The sequence below is a fragment of the Streptomyces sp. NPDC002851 genome, from assembly GCF_053591935.1.
The window spans coordinates 103,768-128,114 of record NZ_JBSFUT010000014.1; the positions used below are offsets into that span (position 1 = coordinate 103,768).

The window sequence follows — 24,347 nt, forward strand, 5'->3', positions numbered from 1 at the left end:
AGTTTGCGCCGCGCACGCGAGGCACGTCTGGGCAGGCGCTGGGGGCACTCACGCGCGCTCCCTCTCCACCAGCCCCGTCTGCACCAGTGGATTCCCGCGTCGGCGCGAGACGAAGATGCCCCGGCCCTGCGGCATCGGCCGCGGTCGTACGTTGCCGAGGATGTCGCCCTCTGCCGGGTCCCCGGCGAGCACCACGCCCTGAGCGCCCAGCTCCTTGATGCGCTGCATGAAGGGTTCGTACGAGGACCGGCCCGCGCCCGCCGTGTTGCGGGCGACGATGAAGCGGACGCCCACGTCGCGCGCGAAGGGCAGGTACTCGGTGAGGGGCGCGAGGGGGTTGCCTGCGGACGTCGAGACGAGGTCGTAGTCGTCGACGATCACGTACACCGTCGGGCCCTGCCACCAGCTGCGGTCCCGCAGCTCCTGCGCGGTGATGTCCGGGGACGGTGTGCGTCGCTTCATCAGGCCCGCGAGCGCGTCCACGTGGTGGTCCATTGCGTTGGACATGGGCACGTATTCCGCCAAGTGGGACGGCGGGGCCGCGTCGAGCAGGGACCGGCGGTTGTCGATCACGAACATCTTGCAGCTGTCGCCGCTGTAGCGGTCGGTCAGCTGCTTGATGAGCAGGCGCAGCAGGTTGGACTTGCCGGACTCGCTCTCGCCGAAGACCAGGAAGAACGGGTCCTGTTCGAGGTTGAGGAAGACCGGTTCCAGGTTGTTCTCGTCGAGGGCGAAGGCGATGCCACGCTCCGGCTCGGCGCGGCCCATCGGCAGCTGGGCGAGCGGGAGTTCACGGGGCAGCAGGCGGACGGCGGGGGCTCCGGGAGCGGGCCAGTGCCGGGCGGCTTCCTTGCCCATGGCGGCGGTTGCCTCGGAGAGCTCGGCGTCGGAATGGAGGCCGTCGATGCGCGGGACCGCACCCATGAAGTGCAGCCCCTCCGGGGTGATGCCGCGGCCCGGGACTCCCGTCGGGACGTTGGCGGCGGCCTTGCGGTCGAGCTCGGAGTCCATGGTGTCGCCGAGTCGCAGCTCCAGGCGGTTCATGAGGAGGTCCTTGAGGTTGGCGCGGACCTCCATGGCGCGCGATGCGGTGAGGATCAGGTGGATGCCGTAGCCGAGACCGCGTGCCGCGATGTCGAGGACGGTGGACTCCAGGTTCTCGTACTCCGTACGGAAGTTGCCCCAGCCGTCGATCACCAGGAAGACGTCGCCCCACGGCTGATCCGTCACCGAGATCTCGCCGCGGGATCGCATGCGGCGGAAGGTCGCGATGGAGTCGATGCCGGCGCTGCGGAAGTACTCCTCGCGGCGGGTGAGGACGCCGTACACCTCGGCGACGGTGCGCCGCACCCGCTCGGGGTCGAGGCGTGAGGCGACCCCGCCGACGTGCGGCAGGCCGGATATGGCGGCCATTCCGCCACCGCCGAAGTCCAGGCCGTAGAACTGCACTTCCTGCGGAGTGTGTGTGAGCGCGAATGCAGCGGCGAGCGTGCGCAGCAGTGTGGACTTGCCGGACTGCGGGCCGCCGATGATCTGCATATGGCCCGCGGCGCCGGAGAAGTCCCGGTAGAGGGTGTCGCGGCGCTGCTCGAAGGGCTTGTCGACCACACCTAGGGGGACAACGAGGCGGCCCGCGCCCTCGTATTCGGGCGGGGTCAGGCCACGGTTCTGGACCGGTGCGAGGCCCGGGAGCAGGAAGTCGAGCGGCGGTGGGTTGTCGAGCGGCGGCAGCCACACCTGGTGTGCGGCCGGGCCCTGTCCCTCCAGTTGGCGCACGACGACGTCGAGGACCGTGTCGGCAAGGGCGTCGTCCTGCCCACTGGCGGGCGGGTCCGGTACGAGGGTCCGCGGGTCGGGCTGTACGTAGTGCACCGGGACGGGGGACGCGGTGAACGGCACGGGGCGGCGGTCCACCGGCAGTTGCCCGTCGGCCGCCACGGGGCGGTCGTCGCTCGGGCGGTGCGGTCCGGAGACGTAGGCGGCCTTGAAGCGGTCCATCTCGTCGGTGCCGAACTTGAGATAGCCCGAGCCCGGCACATTCGGCAGGTGGTAGGCGTCGGGGACACCGAGCGCGGCGCGCGACTCGGCCTCGGAGAAGGTGCGCAGGCCGATGCGGTACGAGAGATAGGTCTCCAGGCCGCGCAGCCTGCCCTCCTCCAGGCGCTGCGAGGCGAGGAGGAGATGGACGCCGAGCGAGCGGCCGATGCGGCCGATCTGCACGAACATTTCGATGAAGTCCGGCTTGGCGGTGAGGAGTTCGCTGAACTCGTCGATGACCAGGACGAGGGACGGGATGGGGTCGAGCGGGGCGCCGACGGAGCGGGCCTTCTCGTAGTCGTGGATATTCGCGAAGTTGCCCGCTTGACGGAGCAGTTCCTGGCGCCGGTTGAGCTCGCCGCGGATGGAGTCACCCATGCGGTCCACGAGCGTGAGGTCGTCGGCGAGGTTGGTGATCACCGCGGCGACGTGCGGCATGTCCGCCATGCCCGCGAAGGTGGCTCCGCCCTTGAAGTCCGCGAGGACGAAGTTGAGAGTCTCCGAGGAGTGTGTGACGGCAAGGCCGAGCACGAGGGTGCGAAGGAGCTCGGACTTGCCGGAGCCGGTGGCGCCGACGCACAGGCCGTGCGGCCCCATACCTTCCTGGGCGGCCTCCTTGAGGTCGAGCAGCACCGGGGTGCCGTCCTCGCCGACGCCGATGGGGACACGCAGGCGGTCGGCGCGGGAGCGGGGCCGCCAGGTGTGGCCGACGTCGACGGATGCGGCGTCACCCAGGTTGAGCAGGTCGGTGAACTCCAGGTTGGCGAGCAGCGGTTCGTCCGAGTCGCCGCCCGATGCCACGTAGAGCGGGGCGAGTTGGAGGGCCAGGGCCTCGGCGGCCTCGTGGCTGAGATGGTCCGGTGTGCCCTCGTACACCAGGCCGTTCCCGGACTCCAGGCGCAGCACTCCGGGATGTACGTCCACGGAGAGGCCGCCGCGCGCGCCGGTGTTGCGGCCCGGCACGAGCTCGACGACGGTGACGCCCTGCAGTCCCTCGGCCGAGGCGAGGGGGGACATCGGGGACAGGCTCTCGCCGTCGAGTACGACAACGATGTGCGGTTGCTCCAGGAGGGGTTGGCCGCCCCCCTGGAAGCGGGGCCGCCCCTCGAGTCGGTCGGCGAGGAGGTTCTCGAGCTCGGCGGCGCTGGAGGTGATGAGCCTGCTCCGGCCTGCCCCATCGGTGCCTTCGCCCTGGACGTGGGGCAGCCACTTGGCCCACTCCCAGTACGGGACGGTGTCGTGCGCGGCGGCGATGCCCAGGACCAGGTCGTCGGGTGAGTGCAGGGAGACGAGAGAGGCGACGAGGGCACGGGCCGAGGCCTGGACGGATGCCTCGTCACCGCTCACGGTCACGTGGTAGAAGGCCCGCAGCGAGACCGCCAGGGGCAGGCCGTCCATGGTGCTGTGCGCGGCGATGAACTGCCGCATGGCACCGGCGGTGAGGGGTTCGAGTTCGTCGACGGGCGCGGTCTCGGGCGGCACCAGCGGAGTGGCCAGCTGCTGACTGCCCAGACCGATCCGCACCTGGCCGAAGTCGTCGTCGCTGATGCGGCGCTCCCAGGTGCGGCTGCCTTCGGCGACAAGGGCCCACAGCTGCTCGGGGGCGGGGTGGAGGTAGAACTGGGCGTCGCGCTGCAGACGCGCTGTCTTCGCGACCGAACGCCTCGTTCTTGCGAGGTACTTCAAGTAGTCCCGTCGCATGTCGGCCAACTGGCCCTGAGTGCCCCGGCGATAGCGGACGAGCATCGCGATGCCCATGCCGACCGTTGACGCAATCATGACCATGCCCATGATCCGCATGATCGGGTTCGGCGTCATGAAGAAGAAGACGACGGAGCCGCCCATGCCGAGCATCGGGAGCAGTTGCATGAGCGCCCCCTCCTGCTGACCTCGTGGCAGTTCGGGCGGTGGTTGCAACTGCACTGGCTCTGCAGGCACTTCGGGCGGCAGGGCGCGCGGCGGCCGCTTGACGACGATCTGGCTCAAAGCTCACCCATCCCCTCGTTGGCTGGAATTAGCCCCTCGCACCCCCGTGGCACCGGCTCCAACCGCTGGGGATCCTACTGGCGGACACCGACACCGCGGGCGATAGGGTGACGCACGCGCATACGCACCCGCGAACGACCCAGAAATTTCAGGACCATTCGCGGTCAATGGGGACAAGGGTGGGACCGTACCCCGGAGAACGGCGTGGAGGGGGAACAGCAGGTGAGTTCGACGGTTCGAGCGGCGGGCGGTGGAATGCCCGGCTCCGGCTCCTGGGGGCCCGTCGGCCGAGGCGCGGGTTTCCGCCGCATCATCGTGGCGGCGCCGGACAGCCGTATCGATGTGGCCCTGCCCGACGACGTTCCACTGGCGTATCTCTATCCGGAAATCCTCCGTCTTTCCGGGCAGAGTCCGGCACCGGGTGCGCCGGTCGGCTATCACCTGGTGCACCGGGACGGCACCGTGCTTGACGAGGCCCGTTCGCTGGCGGCCCAGCGCATCGTCGACGGAGAGCTCCTCTCGCTGCGGCCGTTCTCCGATTCGCTGCCGCCCGCGGTCTTCGACGATGTCTCGCACGCCACCGCGAGCGCGGTCACCCGCGACCGCACCCTGTGGAACGACGCCTTGATGCGCGGCGCTGGCCTCTTCGGCGCCTCGGTGCTGCTCTGCCTGCTCGCCTTCGTGGCGTGGACCTCGGACCTGAGGCACGACATGCACGGCCTGCCGGGCATCCTCACCGCGGTCTCCGGCCTGGTGCTGCTCGCGCTCGCGGTCGCACGCGCCCGGGTGTACGGGGACCGCGGGGCCGCACTCGCGCTGGGCATCGGCGCCCTGGCGAACCTGGGCGTGGCCGGTACGGGGCTGCTGCCGCTGGCGGCCGGACAGGGCGTCGGCAGGCTGCAGTTCCTGCTCGCCTGCGCGGCCGTCCTGGTGGCCTCGGTAGTGCTGGTGATCGTCACGCCGAGCGGCGACGGCCCGTTCGTGGCCTTTGTCTTCGCCTCCGCCATCGGCCTGGTGATGACGTTCGTGGCGATCCTCGCCGACCTGGAGCCGATCGAGACCGCCTCGATCTGCTCCCCGCTCGCCGTGGGCACGCTCGCGTTCCTGCCCGGCCTCTCCACCCGCTTCGCCCGCCTGCCCATCGGCTTCGCCCCGCCGCGCTCCTCCGCCACCCTCGACTTCGAGGACGAGACCGAGCAGCCGACCGACATCGACGCGGAGCGCATCGCCACCCAGGCACGGCGCGGGCACGAGCTCCTCGTCGGCCTGGTGGGCGGCTGCGCCCTGGTCGCGGTGGGAGCGGCCGCGGTGCTCGGCTTCTCGGACGACCTGTGGGCCCAACTCCTCGCATTCGCCACCGGTTTGGCCATGCTGACCAGGGCCCACCTCTTCCGGCACACGGCACAGGTCGGCTGTGCGCTCGCAGCGGGCCTGGCCTCCCTCGTGCTGCTCGGTCTCGGCCTGAGCCTCAACCCGCCCGTGGACATGGTCATCAAGGCGCTGCGGGGCGACAGCACGGCGCTCGACATCCGCCTGGTCTGGCTGTCGGTGGCGGTCGCCGTCGTGGCCACGGTGATCGCGGCGATCTCGCTGATCGTGCCGCGGAAGGGGGTCACCCCGTTCTGGGGCCGCTTCCTGGAGATCGCGGAGAGCTTCGTCCTCCTGACGCTGCTGCCGCTGTGCCTCGCGGTGTTCGACGCCTATCACCGGATGCGGTCGCTCTCGTCATGAGGTGCGGTACGGCGACGTAAGCAATGAATACGGCGACAGGCCCCCGGCACCCCGGGGAACCCGACAGCCCGGTGGGGGAAAGAGGCATCGGAACCAATGGCATCACGGCGGGATGAGCTCAACGCGTACACCTTCGCGCGACGGCGGCTGATCGCGCAGTTCCTGCAGCCGAGCGCGAGCGGCACGGAGGAAGCCTGGCCGCGCCCGCTGCGCGCGGTGCTGCCGGGGGCGATCGTGGCGGTCGTCGTCCTGGCCGCGTTCGGGGCCTGGGGAATGTTCAAGCCCGCGGCGCCGGAGGGCTGGGACAAGAAGGGCGAGCACGTCATCATCTCCAGCAAGTCGACCACCCGGTACGTGGTCCTGGAGACCGACGGCAAGGTCCAGCTGCACCCGGTCCTCAACATGTCCTCCGCGAAACTGCTGCTCACGCCGGACAAGGGCAAGATCATCAACGTCGACGAATCGGTGCTCGACAGCGGCAAGGTCCCGCACGGCCCGACCCTCGGCATCCCGTACGCTCCCGACCGGCTGCCCGAGGCCAAGGAAGCCGGGGCGAAGAAGCGCTGGGCGGTCTGCGAACAGCCCGGCGAGGGCGGCCGCGCGATCCAGAAGGCGGCGTTCATCCTCGCCCAGCGCGACATGAAGCGGACCGAGGGCTCCGAACGCCTCACCGGGGGCGAGCTGTTGTACGTGCAGGGGCCGGACCGCACCCGCTATGTGGTCGACGCCAAGGGGACGGCGTACCCCATGCAGAACAACGAAGGGCTGCTGCGCCAGGTCGTCGGCTCGGACCGCACGCCGCAGCGGGTGTCGACGGGCTGGCTGGACACCCTGCACAGGGGCGACGCCATCACCTTCCCCAGAATCACGGGCACCCCAGGAGCGGACGCGAAGGTCCCGGGCAGCCGACTCGACCAGGACACGAACAAGGTGGGCATGGTTCTGGAAGCCACTTCCGGGACGAAGCGACAGAAGTACGTCGTGTTGCCCGGCAGGGTCGCTCCCGTCTCGGACTTCACCGCGAAGCTCCTGCTCAGCAGCGCCGATCTGGTCGAGCTCGGCCAAGCGGGACGGGCGAAGCCGGTCAGCCCGGCCGCCTTCACGCCCGGCACGCCCTTCGGCGACGACAAGAACTGGCCGGATCAGGAACCAACGCCGGTCAACTCTCCCGGCACCGAGGACGGCAACCGGAGCACCGTGTGCAATGTCCTGCGCGACGTCGATGAGGGCAACAAGGGCGCTACGACCCTGAGCACTTGGGCAGGCACCGACTTCCCGGCGCCTCTGCCCACCGGGGCAAGCAGCGCGTACGTGACGCCCGGCTCGGGCCAGCTCTTCCGCCAGTTCAAGGGCTCGAACACCAAGTCGGGCTTTGCCTTCCTGGTCACGGACACCGGCCTGCGCTACGCGATGCAGTCCAACGGCGACAGCGCGACGGACGACGCGGGCGTCGGCTCCTCGGGCTCGGCGAAGGAGCGCAAGGAGCAGCGCGAGGCACGCCTGGCGGAGGCCCAACAGGCCCAGAACCGGCTCGGCTACGAGAACGTGACCCCGGCCCCGATCCCCGCCGCCTGGTCGGCCTTCCTACCTACAGGGCCGCGCCTGTCGACCGGGGCGGCACTGCAGCCACAGGGGGCGTGAGCGATGCGAAAAAAGCGCCGGACCCTGGCCGCGGGGACAGCCGCACTGGTCGCACTCTCGGCACCGGCCACCACCACGCCCGCCGCCGCGGACGAGGCCCCCGACCAGTGCACGTACCCGGACAAGCCCTATGAGGGGCGCCCCTGGTCGCTGCAGCGCGTCCTGCTCAACGAGTTGTGGAAACAGTCGACGGGCAAGGGCGTACGGGTAGCGGTCATCGACACGGGGGTGGACGTCAAGAACCGCCAGCTGACGAGGGCCGTGGACACAAAGAGCGGCCGCAATCTCCTGCCGAAGAACCTCAAGGACGAGAACGGCAACAAGATCGAGCGCGGAAAAGAGAACGGAACTACGGATTCGGTGGGCCACGGCACCAAGGTCGCGGGAATCATCGCAGCCCGCCCGATGAAGGGCACGGGTTTCGTCGGCCTTGCCCCCGGGGCAACGATCATTCCGATCCAACAGAACGACGCCGAAGGCCACGGAACAGCAGAAACCTTGGCATCGGCAATCCGCTACGCGGCGGGCCCGGCGAAGGCCGACGTGATCAATATCTCCCAGGACACGGCGAACGCCGTAGAGCCCACACCTGAGCTTAAGCAGGCCGTGAACGAGGCTCTCGCGAAGAAGGTCGTCGTCGTGGCTTCGGCTGGCAATGACGGCCTCGGAGGAAACGTCAAAGAGACCTATCCGGCTTCGTACGAGGGCGTCCTGGCCGTCGCCTCGTCGGACCGTAACAACGAACGCGCTGCCTTTTCGCAGTCGGGCGAGTTCGTCGACGTGGCGGCCCCGGGCGTCGACATGATCTCGACGGTGCCCGGCGGCGGCCACTGCTCCGACAACGGCACGAGCTTCTCGGCCCCTTACGTCACCGGGGTGGTCGCCTTGCTCAAGGAGAAGCGACCCACGTGGACCCCGCAACAGATCAACGCCCAGATCATGCAGACAGCGGAGCGCGCCATCCCCGGCCACGACCGCCTCGTGGGCTGGGGCGTCGTCGACCCGGTACGGGCACTGACGGAGGCTGACAAGCGCATCGAGCGGCCGGTGCCGGGCAACGACAACGCGGAGAAGGCGAAGCCACCTTCTGCAATTCCACTGCCTCTTGGAGAAACAGCCCAGGAGCGGGCATCACGCCTTGGCACATATGTGGTGGTCGGCAGTTCCGTTTTGGTGGCGGTTATTGCGGGGGGTGCGGTGGCATTGCGGGATGCACGGCGGCGGGCGAAAGGCAAGGCGAGTACGTGATCGGCTCGCGAGACGACGGCCATCAACGGCAGCCCGGACGTCAATTCACCGACAAACTGGGCACGTTCGACGTAACTCGTCGGATCTGGAATCAAAGAACATCCGTGAACCATGTGTTCAGTGAGGCGAGTTGGCCGAGAAACCGGTAGGGACTGTCAGTGCCCTTGACTAGGGTGGTATGGATGCGAACAGCGATGTTCGCGCTGGTACAGCAGTTTCGCCTGGCGGAAAAACCTGCCAGCGAGGCTAACGGGGAAACGGGGAGGGACAAGCATCGTGGCTGACGCAAGCGGCGGAGGCGGCGACCTCAGGCTCGGAGTCGGCGCACTGGAGAGGTTCCAGAAGCGCGTGGACGCACTCCTGTCGGAGCTCGAGGGCGGCGAGGCCGGCAGCACGAAGATGGCCGCCCAGCGCATCGCCCGCAGCTCCCTCAGCGGCGGCAACGCCCCGTTCGCGGAAGCGGACGGGCTCTACTCGCAGTACAGCCGGGTGCATGAACAGCTCATGTCCCTGTCCAAGTCTCTTGGCGAACAGATCACGATGCTGCGGATCGCGGTGCGGGGGACGGAGATCGGGTTCGAGAACCTTGAGGAGGAGCATCGGGCTCGGTTTCATGCGATCAACGACCGCCTCTTGAAGGAGCGGGAAGAGGCGCAGTCTCAGCGTGACACCGGCACAGACTCCGCTGAGAGCTCCAGCTCCAACTCCAAGACCGTGTTCGGAGAGAACTGATGAGACAGGATGGGAACCCGCAGCCGGAGCCGACGCCTGAGCAGCAGCAGGAGACCACCTCAGATGCCCTCCGAGCGCAATACGGCGCGGTCAACGCCATGGAGACGGTCGCCTCCATGCCGTTGCCGTTCCGCTCCAGCGGCTCCGGTGGCTTCTTCGGCAAGACAAACTTCGAGGGCCGCGAGCTCAACTCCATGCTCGACCTGCTCGACACAGCCAAGCCGGAAGACCTCGAACAGGTCGGCAACGCCCTGGGCAAGGCAAGGGACTCGCTCAACGACGCCGCCAGGGAGCTGGACGACTACCTCAAGAAGACCGATTGGGAGGGCGAGTCCGGCCGGGAGTTCCGCCGTTACGGTAGCGAACTCACCAAGCACGCCTGGGAGGTTGCTTCCTACGCGAACATCGCGTCCACCCAGATGACGGTAGCCAGCGGCGGCCTGGCATCCGTGCAAAAGTCGAAGCCACCGCGCGACGGACGGTTCATCCGCAAGCGCCCAGAGGACTTCACATCTGTAGAGAAGACAGAGAACAACGAAGCCTACAAGCAGGCCGTTGAAGTGGAGAGGCACCGCCAAGAGGCCATCAACCAGATGAACCGGTTGGCCTCGTTCTACGCGGTCTCCGAGCAGAACCTGGCGTCCCAGAAGCCGCCCGTGCCACCCAAGCCGGTGAACGCCGCAGTGCCCAAGCCCTCCGGCTCCGCCGGAGCGTCTCCAGGGACTTCGGGGTCGGCCGGAGCGGCGGCAGCTGGTTCAACGGCAGAGATCGCCCCGGGCGATGGAGGCTCCCGTGAGGCTGCTGGAGGCCCGTCGCACGTGGTGACTGTCGGTACTCCTCCGTCCGGGTTGGCCCCTGGTACGTCGGTCGAGATCGACAGTGTGAAAGCACCGCCAACCCCTAGTCCCAGCCCCACCCCTGCTCCGGCTCCCACGGCACCAGGTCCGACCGGCCCCTCCAACGGACCGCTGCTTCCGCCGACAAGCCTCGGCACTCCCTTGCCCAACGCCACACAGCGCCCGACGGGGACAGGGAACGGCACGACGAAGACCAATTCGCCTAACAGTCGGGCTGTAGGACGACCTGGCCAGCCCAGCACCACCTCCACACCAACTGGGCGCACTGGCACGAGCCGCAACTCTCCAACAGCCACTGGACGTCCCGGGCCTGTCGGGCGCCCCAGCGCTCAAGGAAACAATCCCCCGGTCACGGGCCGTCCGACCACCGTCAGCCGACCCGGCGTAACTGGCCGCGGGCCTGCGGCAACGGGACGGCTGAGCACGGGCTCAACCAATCAAACCCCCATCACGGGTCGCCCCAGCGCTACGCAGCCCGTCACGGGGCGCACGGGCACCGGCACTCCCACGGGACCGCGTTCTGGCCGTACGGACGGGATCGTGGGCGGTACTCCGCAGCGTCCGGGAACGGGGCCGACCAGTGGTTCGGCGCGCGCACCGCGTGGGAGCGTGATCGGTTCAGAACCCACTGCGCCAAGCCGCGGTCCCACAGGTCGACCGGGCCAGGCAGGAGTGGTCGGATCTCAGCCGACGGCGGGCAATTCGCGCCCTACTGGCCGTGGCACATCTGCCGCCAACGGTGTCGTGGGTACGCCCCGTACCGCCGCTCCAGGTAGCCGACCAGGCTCCGGCGGCTTCACCTCTGGTGGTTCCGGCCTGACAGGTGGACGCGCGAGGCAGCAGCGGCCCGGTGAACCGGAGCAGGACCGTGGCGGAGAACGTCCGGACTACCTGACAGAGGACGAGGAAACGTGGGAGTCCCGGCGGAGGAACACCGCGCCACCGGTGATCGACTAGGTACAGGGAAGGTCCGGAAGTCAGCATGACCGCAAGAATCAGCCACGCCCGCCGGGGTCTGGTCACCGTAGGCGCCGCACTCGGGGCATGGGCCCTCACCCTGTCGGGCGCGGCGCCGGCGACCGCGGCCGAAAACGTGCAGTCGAAGCAGTGGTACCTGGACCTCCTCTACGCAAAGAAGGTCTGGAAGAAGAGCACCGGTGAGGGCATCAAGGTCGCCGTCATCGACTCCGGCGTGAACCCCAACACCCCCTCGCTCAAGGGCCAGGTACTCAAAGGCGTCGACGCCACCGTCGAAAAGGGTGGAAATACCAACGACACCAACGGGCAGGGCACCACCACGGCCGAACTGATCGCTGGGACCGGTAAGGGCGGCGGTCTCAAGGGGCTCGCCCCGGGAGCCAAGATCATCCCAATTCGGGTCCCCCTGCTGAAGCACGACCAGCTCCCGCCCGGGACTTGGATTGAACGCGACCCCCTGTACCACGCCATCCGCACCGCAGCTGACAGCGATGCAAACATCATCGCCATCAACATCAGGAACGAACACGCCATCGGGGTCAATCGCTACCAAGACGCCGCCGTGGACTACGCCTCCAGCAAGGGAAAGCTAGTGATCGCTGGAACCGGCGACAACGCCAAGGAAGGCAACAAGCGCCAATTTCCCGCTTCGCAGCGGCTCGTTGCCGGTGTTGCCTCGGTCGACCGAAAGGGCAACGTAGGCCAGACTTCCCAGCACGGCGACTACGTAGATCTCGCTGCCCCGGGAGTTGACATCCCACGCTGGTGCGACGCCACCTTCAAGCGCTACTGCAACGGTGGCGGAGCCAGCGCAGCTACAGCAATCGCCTCAGCATCAGCTGCTCTGGTCTGGTCAGCCCACCCCGACTGGTCGGCCAACCAGGTCCTCCGCGTCCTCTTCCAAACAGCCGGTCGTACTTGGAAAGACGGGACCCGAAGCAGCTACCTCGGTCATGGAGTCGTCCGTCCAGTAGTCAACATCGTCCACGGCAAGGGAAACCCGGGCACGGCTGATATCAACCCGCTGACCGACAAAGACCCTGCGGAATCGAAGAGCCCCTCGCCCACCAACTCGGCCTCGCCGCAACAGCCGAAGGGCAAGGCGAAGGATGACGCTGCAACAACAGAAGCCAGCGATAAGGCCGACGGCAACAGCCAACTTGGCCTAATCCTCGGCATCGCCGCAGCTGTAGCTGCCCTGGCAGCCGGTGCCTTCGCCCTTGCCCGCAAGCGCCGCAACGCCTAAGGACAGGCGAGCGACCCCATACCCGGCGAACCACGCACGCCGGCCCCAACAACCACACCGAGAAAGGAAGCCCCTTCATGGCAGTCCAGAAGGTCAATGATGAGGTCCTGCGGGGATTTGAGCAGGAACTCAACGACCGCTTCGGCTCCGTCAAGCAGCAGCTGCAGCAGCTGCAGGCTGTGATCGACGGTGTCGAGGGCAAGTGGAAGGGCATGGGCGCCGTGTCCTTCGACCGCAAGCAGCGGGAGATCAACGAGCGCATGGCCCACATCGGCAACCTCCTGGTCCGCTTCCAGCAGGCAGTGGACGACAACCGCCGCATCGTCGGCAGCACCGAGCAGGAGGTCTTCCAGGCCCTCAAGGGCATCGACACCGGCTCGGGTTCGGGCGCCGGAGCCAGCGCTGGCGGCTCCTCGAGCTTCAACAACATGTAGTGACCCGCACGACCGCCAGCCCCGCCACCAGCACACAGACTTAAGAACAAACGGGAGGAACCATGGCCGTAGACGACGGCACGATGCTCGTCACTTACGCGGAACTCGAGCGCGCCGCCCAGCAGATCACCAGCCAGGCCAAGAAGCTCGACGGCGACCTGGACGCCCTCCAGACCCGCATGAAGGACATCTCCGCCTTCTTCGAAGGTGAGGCCAAGACGGCCGCGGACGGCCTGCACCGCGAGTGGGACATGAAGTCCAGGGAGATCCACACGTCCCTGAACGCCATCGCCAACGCCATCCGCGAGGCGAGCGCCGCCTACAGCTCCGCCGACAAGAAGGCCGCCGCCAACTACTGACGGCAACGGCGCATATCAAGCTGACGGGGTGGGCACGCACGGGAGGTGCCCACCCCACCTGCACATTAGGCCCATGCCGGACCTTGCCTAGGAACACCAGGCAAACGGTGGACACGGGGACGAGTTCGCCGTGCCTGTCCGGTCAATGCGTATACGGGGGAAGGAGCCAAGACATGGCCTGGGATGAATGGGAACAACTGAAGGCCGAGGCATCGAGAAATCAGTCTGCGCATATGCAGATCAATGGCGGTCACCCCAGCACGGGGAACAAAGGCGGGGACCTCAAAGCAAACCAGAAGGAACTGGCCGCCGTCGGCGACAGCGCTTACAAGCTCTTCGATACCTTGGGCCGATACGGACGTGATGCTTGGTCGAGTAGCCAAACAGCGGCAAAAGACCTTACGTCGCAGGGCTTTGCACTAGGTGGTGCCATTCGTCACGTGCAGGCGCGATGGGAGAAGCAACTGCAGTCACTGCTCGACGCATGCGCACATATCTCCAACCATATGGACTTCACAAAGAAGGCACACAGAGGCACAGAAGAATACGTTTCGGACACACTAAGCAGCATCTCCAAACTTGACAGGAGCTTCGACGAGAGGAACAAAGGCTGATGAACCTCGAAGAGCTCCGACATGGAAATTTTTCGTCACTCGGCGAAGTCATCAAAGACTGGTCATCAGTCGTAAAGAAACTGAAAGAAATGGAGAAGACCGCTCGCGATGACCTGAAAGCAAAGGCCGATAGAGCCGACTGGTCCGGCGTCAACGCCAGCGTCTCCCGGGAATTCATATCGAAGACGGCTGGCGAGTTCCACGATGCCATCGCACAAGCAACATCAATCCGAAACGTGCTACGCGATACGCGCGATGAACTCGTAGAGTATCAGACGCAACTCAAACGAGAGATCGACAGCGCCTGGGATAAGAAGATAACTGTTCTTGGCATCCAGGGTGGCGGCTTCAAAGTATTTGTCAGTGTCCACCCTGAGCCCTCGGGAAGCAAGGAAGCTGTCAATTCGGTTCGAGACAACATACAGCGCATCCTCAACAAGGCCACCGAGAGTGACAGCACAGCAGCAGAAGTTCTGCGAGCCATATCCGACCAAGCGAAGCTAGGGTTCTCTGCTGCTTCATACAAAGATCGAGACACAGCTGCGGAAGCCCTCAAGAGGGCGGAACAGTTGGCTAAAAAGGCCAAGAACCCAGAGAACTTGTCCCCCAAGGAACTTGCGGACTTTAATCGAACCCTGGAAAAGTACCGAGACGATGAACTGTTCGCCGACCGTTTCGCCACCAAGCTAGGCGCTAAAGAAACTCTTGAATTCTGGACAGAGATCGCCGGTGCCCACCAGGGAAAGATGGACGAAGTCGCAGACCTGCAAAAGAATCTAAGCATGACCCTGGCCACGGCGACTCAGTCCGACTCAAGCGCCATGCAGAAATGGGAGCGCGAGATCGTTCGAGAGGGGAACACTGCATTTCGGCAAGATCCGGTTAGAAACCCTACTGGCGTCTATGGGTTCCAGGTCATGAGCAGCCTGATGAGCAAAGGAAAGTACGACACCGCCTTCCTTTCCACCTACGGCGACGAGCTCCTGAAGCGAGACAAGAGCCACACCTCAGGAGCTAGCGGGACCAGGGAGATCTGGGGAGACAGTCCCGCCATTGACCTCAACGCCGGGAAGAGTAATGGCAGCGACCCCATTATTGGATTCATGGAGGCCCTGTCACATAACCCCGATGCATCCGAAGGTGTTTTCGACAGTAAGTCGGACCTGAATCACCTACTGGACAGCACCAAGAATACAGATCGCGGGCAATCCGTAAGTCGGGCACTTGAGGCAGCTGTCACGAACGTCCCCCACGGAGGAGAGCCGCCAGCCAACCCCGTTCCGCACAGCAAGACGCAGGTCGACATCGTCAATAATCTGATGCACTCTATTGCACAGCCAGATGGTGGCGCTGAATTGGTAAACAAGAAAACCGGAGAGAGCTTCGGCCACATTGCAGCAGCCTACATGCCGGAAATCAACCGGACAGTTGCTGGCCACGGCGCCGAGAATATATTTACAACCAACAGCCAACTACCGAATGGACTTGACAGGACGGACACATACCGATTCCTGGATGCCTTGGGTCGAGATGACGATGCCCGAGCATCAGTCATCTACGGGCGCAATATCTACTCCAGTAGCGCGATTGAGTCCCACATAGCCAACCCTGATACTTTCGGCGGCTCCACCAAAGACGCAGTCGAAGCCATCGCGCACAACTCAGGCATTATCGAGGGAATTTTGCACCGGTCTGACGCCGATGTGTCGATTCAGGAACAAGTGGACGCAGATAAGTCTACGAATGACGCCATGAAGAGGCAGGGGGACTTCTTCAAGACAATGTTGGCTACGGGCATGGCTGCAGGTGCCGTAGCCCTAGCCCCGCAGGCAGCTGGCGCCCAGCTTGCCGTCGGCGCCGGAGGGGCCTACTTTTCCGGAGTGGCTGGCATCGCTATCGACAACCTCTATGACGGCCGACAGGTGGACAACATGGACAAAGTTCTCTACCACAACGGCCGCGAGCTCAATATGACCGAGGACGCAACTACTTTGACAGTCATTGATGCAGGCCTCGAGGCTCGCAAAGAGCACGATTACACAGGTATGAGCGAGGACACCTTGTCCAATACAATCCGGAAGGCCGTGCATGCTGGCTGGGTAGAGAGTGACAGTCGCCTAGAAGATGTGAAGAAGCGCCCCAGTGAATAAGATTGCTGCGAAATCGAAGCGAACCAGAAGAGTTCTCATTGGCGTGCTACTGCTTGCTGTTCTTGGTGTAGCGCTGCCGTTTGGCTACCACAAGATTTTCAGAAGTGGCATAGACAACCTCCCAGAACAACCCTGCGACGGCGCGGTAATGAAGACCACTGCAGTCGAAATCCTGCCTACAGCACGTGATGTCTCCGAGAGTTCACGAAGCACAGCGCCGGGAAGAAGGTTCACGTTCAACTGTGCACTGACCACAAGTGACGATTCCATACTTTCCGCCTGGGTGAGTTCCTACGACAGCTCAGCAGAAACCGCTTGGAAGTTCTACAGCCAGAATATCCGAAACCAAGGAAAGCCTGTCTCGGTGCCAGGCAATATCGAGGCCCGCTCATGGTCCCGGCAAACAGTGGTCTACCTGAAGTGCACACCACCCGACATGGACCCAGAGGATGCCGTTGAAGCTTACTCACTCGCCGTCGAGTCAAAGATTGTAGGCGAGAGTAAGATCCACGGAAAGGCCCTCCGTCAAGCGCTAACCGATTTCGCATTTCAAGCGGCAGAGCACTCCTTCCGGCTGGCTGAGTGCCAAGAGCACATTAAGTTCCCCAAGAATCCGCCTGCCTTGCAATGACGCGCACCCTATGCGGCAACTCGTGTGGGAAATCAAGAGATTTTGATAATAGCCTGATCAGAAATCTGCGCGATCTACCAAAGGCCGTCATTACGCCGGTAAATTCAGAAGTGCCGCTATTTCAGGCGTATCGAGAGTACGAAGACCTTACCCGATACGGCGTCTTCGTGAAAGTGATTCCCTGGAAGAGGTGCTGTGTAAGCGCCGGAATCCGGCTCGGCGAGATGCGTGCCACCGCGGCCCTGAGTGCGTCCGGAGTCAGTTCGGGCATGGGGATCAGCGGTCCGTACGGGCCGTCTGGCTGGGCGCTCACGGTGACCTCAGGTACAGGAACGTGCGTACCCATACGGTACCGGCGGTGAGTGACATGTGGCGTACGTTATGAAATCGGTCAGGGGCCTCTTCAGAAGTCCGGCCAGTCCACCATCCCCGCGAAGGCCAAGCACAGCACCAGAACGGAAAGCGGAGCCAGGAGCGCGAAGAGTACGCGGCGGCCCGTGTGCCTCTCGGACTGGCTTGCCCAGCTGCCCACCAAGAGGGCCAGGGTCAGCAGGAGGCCGAAGCGGAAGACGTTGAAGGCAGGCGTCCAGCTGGCGTCGAAGCGGTCGGCCATCTCGCCGTTGCAGGGGTCGCAGGCCATCGGGGAGAGTCCGACGTAGAGGAACGCGAAGAAGGTCAGCGGCAGGGTGACCAGGGTGGAGAGCAGTGGGGCCACCCATGACTTCGAGGCGCGAGGTTGTGCAGTGGCGGTGCTGGTGCTCTCGCTCGTGTTCTCCTGCATGGAGATCAGTCAAGCTCGGCTCGCGCTAGGGCGCATGCGTGTATGTACTCAGGCAGCCCGGGGTTACTACCTAGCGGCTGGGCTCCAGCCACGGGTGGTAGTGCGTGCGCCCCAGGACGTCCCCGCTGTGTGCCGCCGCCACGGCGCCGACGACTGGCACGGCCAGGAGTACGAGGATCATCAGCCCTGGGCCTACGTCCACTACGGATGCCAGGGCGAGGAGTTCTGCCAGGAATACTGCGCTGGCGGCCGATCCGCCGACCAGCCCTCTCAACACAGCCCGAGCGGCAAGCCATTCCGGGGACAGAGCCAGTACCGCACCCGTTACCGCGCCCAGCAGAACTCCACCCGCCAGGCTTCCGCCCACCCCTCCAACCCCGACCGTGAGACCAGCCAGGGCATCGTCGTACGCCCCACCGAAGGTCCACATCACCACGGCGACCAGGCCCACAGAACCGAAGATGATCGCTGGCACCAACGCGATGCGTACTCCGAGCCGGGTGCCTCGGCGGACCACGGCTCCGAGTTTCACTAGATGCTTCTTGAGGCGTACGTGATGAAGTTCGCCCAGGCGTGAGGAGCGAGCGTCAGGCAGGGGCCCTCGGCGTTCTTGGAGTCGCGGACGTGGATCGTGCCGGGAACGGCAGCCACCTCGACGCAGTCGCCGGGTTCGTTGCTGCTGCTGTAGCTGCTCTTGCGCCAGGCCACCTCGACACAGTCGTTGATGTCGCCGCTGTCGCTGTAGCTGCTCTTGAACCACTCCAGCTCGGATGTCTCCCCGGCAGAAGGCTTGAGGGTCATGTCTCTCCAAGCATTTCCTCGATGATGGCCCGGGACTCCAGTGGCGGGGGAGCCTGGGTCCGGATCATGCCATACCGCAGCTCAAGGATCCGGAGCTGCTTCGGATCGGAGACCGGTCGCCCGTTGAAGGCTCCCTCGGAGCGCCCCAGAGCCGTTCCGTCCCCGAACTTAAGCAATCTGATCGAGCCGTCCATTCCCGGGTGCCTCTCGATCTCGGTCGGCATCACCTGAATCTGGACATTTGGCAACTGCCCCACTTCCAGTACGCGTTCGAGCTGCCGCTTCCACACCATTCTGCCCCCGAGTGGGCGCCGCAGCGTCACCTCCTCCAGAACGAAACAAATGGCAGGGCCTGGCGTGCGCTCGAAGATGGATTGTCGGCGCAGACGACCAGCTATGCCTCGTTCCACCTGGTCCTTCGTGTAGGGCGGCTGCTGCATCGTGAACAGGGTCTCGGCGTACTCCCTCGTCTGCAGCAGGCCATGCAGCGTGTGGTTGCTGTAGAACAGCAACTCGACCGCCTGTCCCTCCAGATTCGCCAACTCCCTTACCTTCTTCGGGTATCGGGCCTTCCGCATCTCCTCCTTCATGTCCGAGATGAAGCCCTGGGCGCCCAGCACCTCGTCCGCCTTGTCCAGGTACTCCGGGCGTGGGATCCGCTTCCCGCGCTCGACCTTCCGGACCTGGTCCTCCCCGTACCCGATGGCCTCTGCGAACTCCGCGACACGGAGTCCACACTTTTCCCGCCAGCGCTTCTGTTGGTGGCCGAATGCCTCGACCACCGATGCGATCTCGTCGTCCGGGTCTACATCCCAACCCGCTTCGTCCGCCTCGCTCATGCGTCCCCACCTCCGCGATGCCATCCGACTTCAACGCGCACCCGTACCCGTACGGCACGCCGGACAGCCGGGACAGGACCGGACAACGGCGGGACAAAAAGCCTACGCACAGGCCGAGTTGCTGTTCAGGGTAAGGAGGGACGAACACGCTGAGTGACGTGAACTCTGAAATCACTCACCTGCTCTCCCCTACGCCTAGGGGTGCACGTCTTGCCCGTCGCCTTACCGCCGACCGGTTCACTGACTGGGGCTGTCACCTGCACACCGTCGAGATCGCCGAACAGGTCGCCGCGGAACTCGCCAACAACGCGGCCACACACGGACGCGTGACCGGACGCGGGTTCCGGCTCAGGCTCAAGCTGTCGGACTACGACGGAACGTCTGGCGTCAGCACGCTTCGTATTGAAGTGACCGATACTCGCGCCGAGGTCCCTGTGCCGACCTCAGCCGAACGACCCTTCCCTCACTCGGAATCCGGGCGCGGACTCTTTCTCGTCGAGGCCCTTGCCGATCGATGGGGCGTCCAACGTGGGCCCGTTCCGTGCAAGACCGTTTGGGCCGAGATTGATTGTCTTACGCCCGCATCGAGGGTTCCACGGCCCGGTGGCCCGAGCTCTGGTCTCGCGCGACGTCAAGAATCAAAGAACCCGGGGAAAGAACCCTTCCAAGCCACCCCAGCCCCTCGCTCAGAGTCTCATCACCCACGCGAGTGAATGGGCCCAACTCGGCTTGCGCATATGCCGATTGGCGACGCAGGCTCGGCCTCAGCAGTACAACAACCACAGACATGTGACGGCCCTCGCCGGGACTGGCATCCCAGTGCGAGGGCCTGACCAACAAGGAAGAAGCAGCTTCCCGATGGCTCTGCAGCAGCTTAGCGCGCCCTCCTGCGCGCGTCCCCAAGTTCCCTCTGCCGGTGTCCAACACATCAACCGGCGCCACCGCGACCGCTTCACCGTCGTCGGCAATCACCTCGCCCAGCACCGCGAGCTCTCCCTCGTCGCGATCGGGCTGGCCACGCACATCCAGTCCCTGCCCGCCGGTGCCAAGGTCACCATCAAGGCGCTTGCCGAGCGCTTCTCCGAGGGGGAAGTGCGGATTGCCGCCGCTCTGCGTGAGCTCGAAGCGCATGGTTATCTCGCCCGGACCCGTGAGCGGCTGCCCTCCGGCCGGGTCGTCACCCGTACCGTCTCGTACAACAACCCGCCTGCTATGGCGGCCTGTTCAGAGCCTCCGCCTGCGCCCTCCGCGCCTCGTACCCCTCGTACGCCTCCCGCCGCCGCCGAAGAGCACGGCACCGACCCCGTAGCCACCACCCTCCTCACCGACCTCCGCCGCCACGACCCCCGCCTCCTCCTCTCCCAGTGCGACGTCACCCGCCTCGCCCCCGCCGTAGCCGCCTGGCTGGACCGGGGCATCGACCCCGACGCCGTACGCCGGACGCTCACCGCCGCGCTTCCGACCGAGCCGATCCGCCACCCGGCCGCCCTGCTCGCGCACCGGCTCCAGGAGTTGCTGCCGCCACCTCTCCCAGCAACACCCATCCCGGAGGCGCTCCGCCCCGACCCCCTCCAGAACTGCGACGCCTGCGACCGCGCCTTCCGGGCACCGGAACCTGGCCGCTGCCGTGACTGCACCACTTCGGCCTCAGCCTGTCCCGCTGCTTCCGCCACCGCTGCCTAGACATGCGTAGACAGAAGTAATCATGGGGAATCGCTACGGTGCTGCCAGAATCTGGATGGAGGGAGCAGGACATGGGCGAGGGCGAGGGCGAGGGCGAGGGCGAGCCATTGAAGACCATGGTCGACGGTGTCGAGGTCGAGGTCCCCAACACCATCCCCGACATCCGCGAAGCGCTGCCGAAAGAGTTGCGCGAGGAGTTCGACCTGGCCATCAACTCGGCCGGTGTGCACGAGATTCACGCGGTGATGCGGCACTGGATGTTCCGGGCCGTGCCGGACCCGGCGGCCGACGCCATCATGGACCGTCTGGCGCGCGAGGAAGCGGAGAGGAACAGCGCCGCGTGAGCTCTCACCACCGCATCGCCTACGCGCCGCCTGCCGACGACACCCTGGCCAAGATGTCCGGAGCCGATGCGTTCAAGTCCGCGATGGAGCGGACGCTCGGGGTCGATCCCTACCGGCATGGTTCCTCGGTCATCGGCCGCGATCCGGACCGCCGGGAGGCGACTGTTCGCGGCGTCATCGTCAGGTACTACGTCTCGGGGTCCATCCTGACCGTGACTGTGGTCAGGATGATTCCTGGTCCATAAGTCTCTGAAGCACGAGTCCTCGCGTGATGAGCGAGCCCCCGAGCCTCCGAGCCGCCACACGGCAACGGGCCGCGCTTATCCGCTCTGATCGGCCCGCCCTCGCCTACGCACCACCAGCACACCCAACGCCACAACCGCAACTGCCACAACAGCTCCCCCACCCACGAACCACGGGACTGATGGGTCGCTCCCCACGGGGCCAGGGGCGGGTGCGTCGATCCAGAAGCGGGCCTTCTTCGCGGCCTGGCCGCCGTGGCTGACCACGCGAGCCGATGCCGGGCCCGGCTCGGCATCCGTCTTCAGGCGGACGTGGCCCGTGTACTGACGGCCCGAGAAGGTCAGTTGGGCCGGTACTTCGAATGCGGGCGAGTACGCCTCGACCTTCTTCTCCTCGGGGTCACGCCACTCGTCGAGCCAGGAGAGCTGCACTTCCTCTCCGGGCCTTCCGGTCTCGACCGTCAGCGTCGCAGAAGGAGCGTACTCCGCTGGCGTCTTGGTTCCCGAGCCGGTGAGCGAGCTGGTGGGTGAACCGGCGGGTGAGCTGATGGGTGAGCTGGTGTGCGCCACAGCAGGGGACGCCAACAGCAAGCCGGACGATATACCACAAACCGCTAGTGCCTGACAGGCGGCACGCAACATGACAAATGGACCCTTCAGGTGTTCTAGTGTCCGACGCACCTTACCCGCTCCATATATGCCGTCATGGCCCGTACCTGGTCCTTACCGAGCTATGTGGAGCTAACCGGACAATTGAAAGAACGCACTACCCTGATGAGACGCCCTCACCTGCCGCGGTTCGTCGCGCTGGGCCTGTCCGCGGCCATCCTCGCCGCACCCGCAACGACCGCCATACCGACCGCCACGGCCGCACCCGGCCCGGCGCCGTCCGCACCGGCCACGGCCACCCCGTCGCCGTCAACGCCCGCAGGGCAACCGGAAGCTGCCGCCTCTCCGAGCAGCACCTCATCCGCTGCCTCATCCGCTGCCTCACCTGGTACCTCACCCTCTGAAGAACCACCCGAGTCCAAGTCCCCCGAGTCCCCCAAGTCCCCCAAGTCGCCCGAGAGCTCCGCACCGACTCCGACTCCGGCCACGACGCCGGGCATGTCCGACGAGGAGTACTACCGCAGCCTCGGCATCGACCCGACGCCGCGCCCGCCCGCGCCCCTGAACGCCAAGGAACTCGAAGAGGCCAAGGCCCTCGACGCGTACTGGACGCCCGAACGGCTCCGCAACGCCCGGCCGTTGGACAACCCCGACGGCCCGACGCTCGGCGAAACCCACGGCCAGGGCGGCCACGGCGCCAAGGACGGCCAGAGCGGCCAGAGCGGCCAGAGCGGCCAGAGCGGCCAGAGCGGCCAGAGCGTGCTCCGCTCACCCAGCCACACAGTCAAGGGCGGCTTCAACAACGTGGGCGTGTTCGTCGTCACCCGGCCGGGAGGCAAGGAGGACCGCTTCTGCAGTGCGTCCGTGGTGGACTCGCCCTCGATGAACCTGGTCATCTCCGCCGCCCACTGCCTCTCCGACAGCGACCGCTACGAGAACTTCGGCTTCGTACCGAAGTACAACGACTCGGCCAACCCGAAGCCGTTCGGTATCTTCCGCGCGGAGAAGAAGCGCACCTATCTCGACGGCCGTTACCTGCGCCTCGGCTCGTCCAAGGCCGACGACCTGGACTTCGCCTTCGTACGCGTCCAGCGCAATCAGAAGAACCAGGTCCTGGCCACCGCCGTGGGCGGCGGCAACCGGCTCAAGTTCGTCGGGCCCGGCGACTTCGTGCAGAAGGACGCCCACCTGATCGGGTATCCGGGTGGGTCCAGGACGCCGCGGGACTGCAAGTCGACGACCAAGAAGTTCAACGGCCGGTTCGTGCAGATTGATTGCGACGGTTACACCCCGGGCACGTCCGGCTCGCCGTTCCTGGCGAACTGGGACGGCAAGCGGGGCGAGGTCTTCGGCGTCATCGGCGGCTACAAGACCGGCGGACATTCGAACGACACGTCCTACTCCTCGCAGTTCGACGCCGACATCAACCGCCTCTACGTACAGGCGGTGAACAACTACCCGCCGGACCAGGCGTCTCCGCTCGGCTCCGGCGGCACGTGGAAGCACGCCAAGGCCATGGCCTCGGGCACCTTCTACAACCCCGACGACTACGAGCCGGCCAGAGCCGCCGCGCTGCGCGGCACGACCGTCCGCAAGACCGGCACCCAGGACATGATCGTGCTCTGGGACGACGGCGAGCTGTCGCTCTACGAGGGCGACGGGGCGTACGGCTTCGAAAAGGACCGCAAGCTGATCGGCCCCAATGGGACTTGGAAGTACGCCAAGGCCATCACGGCCGGTGACTTCACCGGCGGGCACCAGTACGACCTGATGGTGCTCTGGGTGGACGGCGAGGTGTCCCTCTACAAGGACATCGACTACGACTCCGGCTCCATCAACAACGTCCGCGAGATCACCCTCCAGAAGCCCAACGCCCTCTGGAAGCACGCCACCGCCATCACCGCGGGCGCCTTCGGCGGCAACACCTGGCCCGACGACCTGGTCGTGACCTGGGACGACGGCGAGGCCACCCTGTACTGGGACGTGGACGCGCGCGGCATGCGCAAGGACAAGGAGCAGAAGCTCGCCAACCCCGGATCGGTGTGGAAGTACGCCCGCGCCCTGACCGCGGGTGACTTCGGGGGTGAGAACAACAACGACCTCATGGTGCGCTGGGTCGACGGCGAACTCACCGTCTACAAGGACCTGGGCATCAACGCACTCAAGAGCGAGAACCGGGTCCTGGCCCCCAACGACCTCTGGAAGAAGCACGCCAGAGTCATCTCCGCCGGCAACTACGGCGGCAACACCTGGCCGGACGACCTCATGGTGCGCTGGTCGGACGGGGAGCTGACCATGTACGGGGACTCGTCGGCGACCAGGCTCGGCACGGAGTACATGATGGTGCCGCCCGCCTGATCTCGACACACCGCTGATCCTCGACGCACCCGCACCCGCGCGGGCG

The 24,347-nt window shown here is 65.7% G+C and carries 21 protein-coding genes; 15 read left to right on the top strand and 6 right to left on the bottom strand.

The genetic code is table 11. The annotated features are described in order from the left end of the window. Positions 1-48: 48 nt before the first annotated feature. Entirely contained in the window at positions 49-4,023 is a 3,975-nt protein-coding gene (eccCa, locus tag ACWD10_RS17120) for a type VII secretion protein EccCa (protein ID WP_451091614.1), read from the bottom strand. A gap of 255 nt (positions 4,024-4,278) precedes the next feature. Here eccCa and eccD point away from each other — a divergent pair, with 255 nt between their 5' ends. From eccD to ACWD10_RS17170, 10 genes are all read left to right on the top strand, one after another. Continuing rightward, positions 4,279-5,754 carry a type VII secretion integral membrane protein EccD gene (gene eccD / locus ACWD10_RS17125; RefSeq protein WP_451091762.1) on the top strand — a complete coding sequence of 492 codons (1,476 nt, stop codon included), beginning with the start codon at positions 4,279-4,281 and terminating at the stop codon, positions 5,752-5,754. A gap of 96 nt (positions 5,755-5,850) precedes the next feature. Continuing rightward, positions 5,851-7,395 (top strand): type VII secretion protein EccB, encoded by a 1,545-nt coding sequence (gene eccB / locus ACWD10_RS17130; protein ID WP_451091616.1) that lies wholly within the window; start codon positions 5,851-5,853, stop codon positions 7,393-7,395. A gap of 3 nt (positions 7,396-7,398) precedes the next feature. Continuing rightward, on the top strand, positions 7,399-8,643 hold the full coding sequence (gene mycP / locus ACWD10_RS17135; protein ID WP_451091618.1) for a type VII secretion-associated serine protease mycosin: 1,245 nt from the start codon (positions 7,399-7,401) through the stop codon (positions 8,641-8,643). A gap of 276 nt (positions 8,644-8,919) precedes the next feature. Next, positions 8,920-9,375 carry a hypothetical protein gene (locus tag ACWD10_RS17140; protein ID WP_451091620.1) on the top strand — a complete coding sequence of 152 codons (456 nt, stop codon included), beginning with the start codon at positions 8,920-8,922 and terminating at the stop codon, positions 9,373-9,375. A 1,839-nt stretch (positions 9,376-11,214) separates the two neighbouring features. After that, positions 11,215-12,456 carry a S8 family serine peptidase gene (locus ACWD10_RS17145; RefSeq protein ID WP_451091622.1) on the top strand — a complete coding sequence of 414 codons (1,242 nt, stop codon included), beginning with the start codon at positions 11,215-11,217 and terminating at the stop codon, positions 12,454-12,456. 77 nt (positions 12,457-12,533) lie between these two features. Beyond that, positions 12,534-12,890, top strand: a complete 357-nt coding sequence (locus ACWD10_RS17150) for a WXG100 family type VII secretion target (protein WP_451091624.1) — start codon at positions 12,534-12,536, stop codon at positions 12,888-12,890. A 62-nt stretch (positions 12,891-12,952) separates the two neighbouring features. Then, positions 12,953-13,249: a WXG100 family type VII secretion target gene (locus ACWD10_RS17155; protein ID WP_451091626.1), complete on the top strand. Its 297-nt coding sequence runs from the start codon at positions 12,953-12,955 to the stop codon at positions 13,247-13,249. 173 nt (positions 13,250-13,422) lie between these two features. Beyond that, positions 13,423-13,863, top strand: coding sequence for a hypothetical protein (locus ACWD10_RS17160; protein WP_451091628.1), 441 nt, complete (start codon positions 13,423-13,425; stop codon positions 13,861-13,863). Further along, positions 13,863-16,013 (top strand): hypothetical protein, encoded by a 2,151-nt coding sequence (locus ACWD10_RS17165; protein ID WP_451091630.1) that lies wholly within the window; start codon positions 13,863-13,865, stop codon positions 16,011-16,013. Before ACWD10_RS17160 ends, ACWD10_RS17165 begins: the two co-directional genes overlap by 1 nt. Continuing rightward, positions 16,006-16,644 carry a hypothetical protein gene (locus tag ACWD10_RS17170; protein WP_451091632.1) on the top strand — a complete coding sequence of 213 codons (639 nt, stop codon included), beginning with the start codon at positions 16,006-16,008 and terminating at the stop codon, positions 16,642-16,644. Before ACWD10_RS17165 ends, ACWD10_RS17170 begins: the two co-directional genes overlap by 8 nt. A 403-nt stretch (positions 16,645-17,047) precedes the next feature. Here ACWD10_RS17170 and ACWD10_RS17175 read toward each other — a convergent pair whose 3' ends face one another. The 4 genes from ACWD10_RS17175 to ACWD10_RS17190 form a co-directional block, all read right to left on the bottom strand. Then, a complete protein-coding gene (locus ACWD10_RS17175) occupies positions 17,048-17,425 on the bottom strand; it encodes a hypothetical protein (protein ID WP_451091634.1) in 378 nt (125 codons plus the stop codon). 70 nt (positions 17,426-17,495) lie between these two features. Continuing rightward, complete coding sequence (locus tag ACWD10_RS17180; RefSeq protein ID WP_451091636.1) at positions 17,496-17,957, bottom strand: hypothetical protein; 462 nt, start codon at positions 17,955-17,957, stop codon at positions 17,496-17,498. Beyond that, positions 17,957-18,226: a DUF397 domain-containing protein gene (locus ACWD10_RS17185; RefSeq protein ID WP_451091638.1), complete on the bottom strand. Its 270-nt coding sequence runs from the start codon at positions 18,224-18,226 to the stop codon at positions 17,957-17,959. The genes ACWD10_RS17180 and ACWD10_RS17185 overlap by 1 nt, the downstream gene beginning before the upstream one ends. Next, positions 18,223-19,065: a helix-turn-helix domain-containing protein gene (locus ACWD10_RS17190; RefSeq protein WP_451091640.1), complete on the bottom strand. Its 843-nt coding sequence runs from the start codon at positions 19,063-19,065 to the stop codon at positions 18,223-18,225. The genes ACWD10_RS17185 and ACWD10_RS17190 overlap by 4 nt, the downstream gene beginning before the upstream one ends. 158 nt (positions 19,066-19,223) lie before the next feature. Here ACWD10_RS17190 and ACWD10_RS17195 point away from each other — a divergent pair, with 158 nt between their 5' ends. The 4 genes from ACWD10_RS17195 to ACWD10_RS17210 all read left to right on the top strand — a co-directional run bounded on the left by ACWD10_RS17195 (position 19,224) and on the right by ACWD10_RS17210 (position 21,337). Continuing rightward, positions 19,224-19,778 (top strand): ATP-binding protein, encoded by a 555-nt coding sequence (locus tag ACWD10_RS17195; protein WP_451091642.1) that lies wholly within the window; start codon positions 19,224-19,226, stop codon positions 19,776-19,778. A 145-nt stretch (positions 19,779-19,923) separates the two neighbouring features. Beyond that, positions 19,924-20,748, top strand: coding sequence for a helix-turn-helix domain-containing protein (locus tag ACWD10_RS17200; protein WP_451091644.1), 825 nt, complete (start codon positions 19,924-19,926; stop codon positions 20,746-20,748). A 71-nt stretch (positions 20,749-20,819) separates the two neighbouring features. Then, positions 20,820-21,092 (top strand): hypothetical protein, encoded by a 273-nt coding sequence (locus tag ACWD10_RS17205; protein ID WP_451091646.1) that lies wholly within the window; start codon positions 20,820-20,822, stop codon positions 21,090-21,092. Positions 21,093-21,145: 53 nt separating this feature from the next. Beyond that, positions 21,146-21,337, top strand: a complete 192-nt coding sequence (locus ACWD10_RS17210; RefSeq protein WP_451091764.1) for a hypothetical protein — start codon at positions 21,146-21,148, stop codon at positions 21,335-21,337. Between the two features lie 75 nt (positions 21,338-21,412). On the opposite strand, the gene ACWD10_RS17215 is transcribed toward ACWD10_RS17210, so the two are convergent. Beyond that, positions 21,413-21,766 carry a hypothetical protein gene (locus ACWD10_RS17215; RefSeq protein WP_451091648.1) on the bottom strand — a complete coding sequence of 118 codons (354 nt, stop codon included), beginning with the start codon at positions 21,764-21,766 and terminating at the stop codon, positions 21,413-21,415. A 675-nt stretch (positions 21,767-22,441) separates the two neighbouring features. Between ACWD10_RS17215 and ACWD10_RS17220 the strand changes: the two genes are divergently transcribed. Continuing rightward, positions 22,442-24,301, top strand: a complete 1,860-nt coding sequence (locus ACWD10_RS17220; RefSeq protein ID WP_451091650.1) for a trypsin-like serine peptidase — start codon at positions 22,442-22,444, stop codon at positions 24,299-24,301. The last annotated feature ends 46 nt before the right edge of the window (positions 24,302-24,347 follow it).

Excerpts from the sequence above, each read along its gene's own strand:
- eccD (WP_451091762.1), top strand. The coding sequence starts at position 4,279 with ATGCCCGGCTCCGGCTCCTGGGGGCCCGTCGGCCGAGGCGCGGGTTTC.
- eccB (WP_451091616.1), top strand. The coding sequence starts at position 5,851 with ATGGCATCACGGCGGGATGAGCTCAACGCGTACACCTTCGCGCGACGG.
- mycP (WP_451091618.1), top strand. The coding sequence starts at position 7,399 with ATGCGAAAAAAGCGCCGGACCCTGGCCGCGGGGACAGCCGCACTGGTC.
- ACWD10_RS17145 (WP_451091622.1), top strand. The coding sequence starts at position 11,215 with ATGACCGCAAGAATCAGCCACGCCCGCCGGGGTCTGGTCACCGTAGGC.
- ACWD10_RS17150 (WP_451091624.1), top strand. The coding sequence starts at position 12,534 with ATGGCAGTCCAGAAGGTCAATGATGAGGTCCTGCGGGGATTTGAGCAG.
- ACWD10_RS17155 (WP_451091626.1), top strand. The coding sequence starts at position 12,953 with ATGGCCGTAGACGACGGCACGATGCTCGTCACTTACGCGGAACTCGAG.
- ACWD10_RS17160 (WP_451091628.1), top strand. The coding sequence starts at position 13,423 with ATGGCCTGGGATGAATGGGAACAACTGAAGGCCGAGGCATCGAGAAAT.
- ACWD10_RS17165 (WP_451091630.1), top strand. The coding sequence starts at position 13,863 with ATGAACCTCGAAGAGCTCCGACATGGAAATTTTTCGTCACTCGGCGAA.
- ACWD10_RS17175 (WP_451091634.1), bottom strand. The coding sequence starts at position 17,425 with ATGCAGGAGAACACGAGCGAGAGCACCAGCACCGCCACTGCACAACCT.
- ACWD10_RS17185 (WP_451091638.1), bottom strand. The coding sequence starts at position 18,226 with ATGACCCTCAAGCCTTCTGCCGGGGAGACATCCGAGCTGGAGTGGTTC.
- ACWD10_RS17190 (WP_451091640.1), bottom strand. The coding sequence starts at position 19,065 with ATGAGCGAGGCGGACGAAGCGGGTTGGGATGTAGACCCGGACGACGAG.
- ACWD10_RS17200 (WP_451091644.1), top strand. The coding sequence starts at position 19,924 with ATGGCTCTGCAGCAGCTTAGCGCGCCCTCCTGCGCGCGTCCCCAAGTT.
- ACWD10_RS17205 (WP_451091646.1), top strand. The coding sequence starts at position 20,820 with ATGGGCGAGGGCGAGGGCGAGGGCGAGGGCGAGCCATTGAAGACCATG.
- ACWD10_RS17210 (WP_451091764.1), top strand. The coding sequence starts at position 21,146 with ATGTCCGGAGCCGATGCGTTCAAGTCCGCGATGGAGCGGACGCTCGGG.
- ACWD10_RS17220 (WP_451091650.1), top strand. The coding sequence starts at position 22,442 with ATGTCCGACGAGGAGTACTACCGCAGCCTCGGCATCGACCCGACGCCG.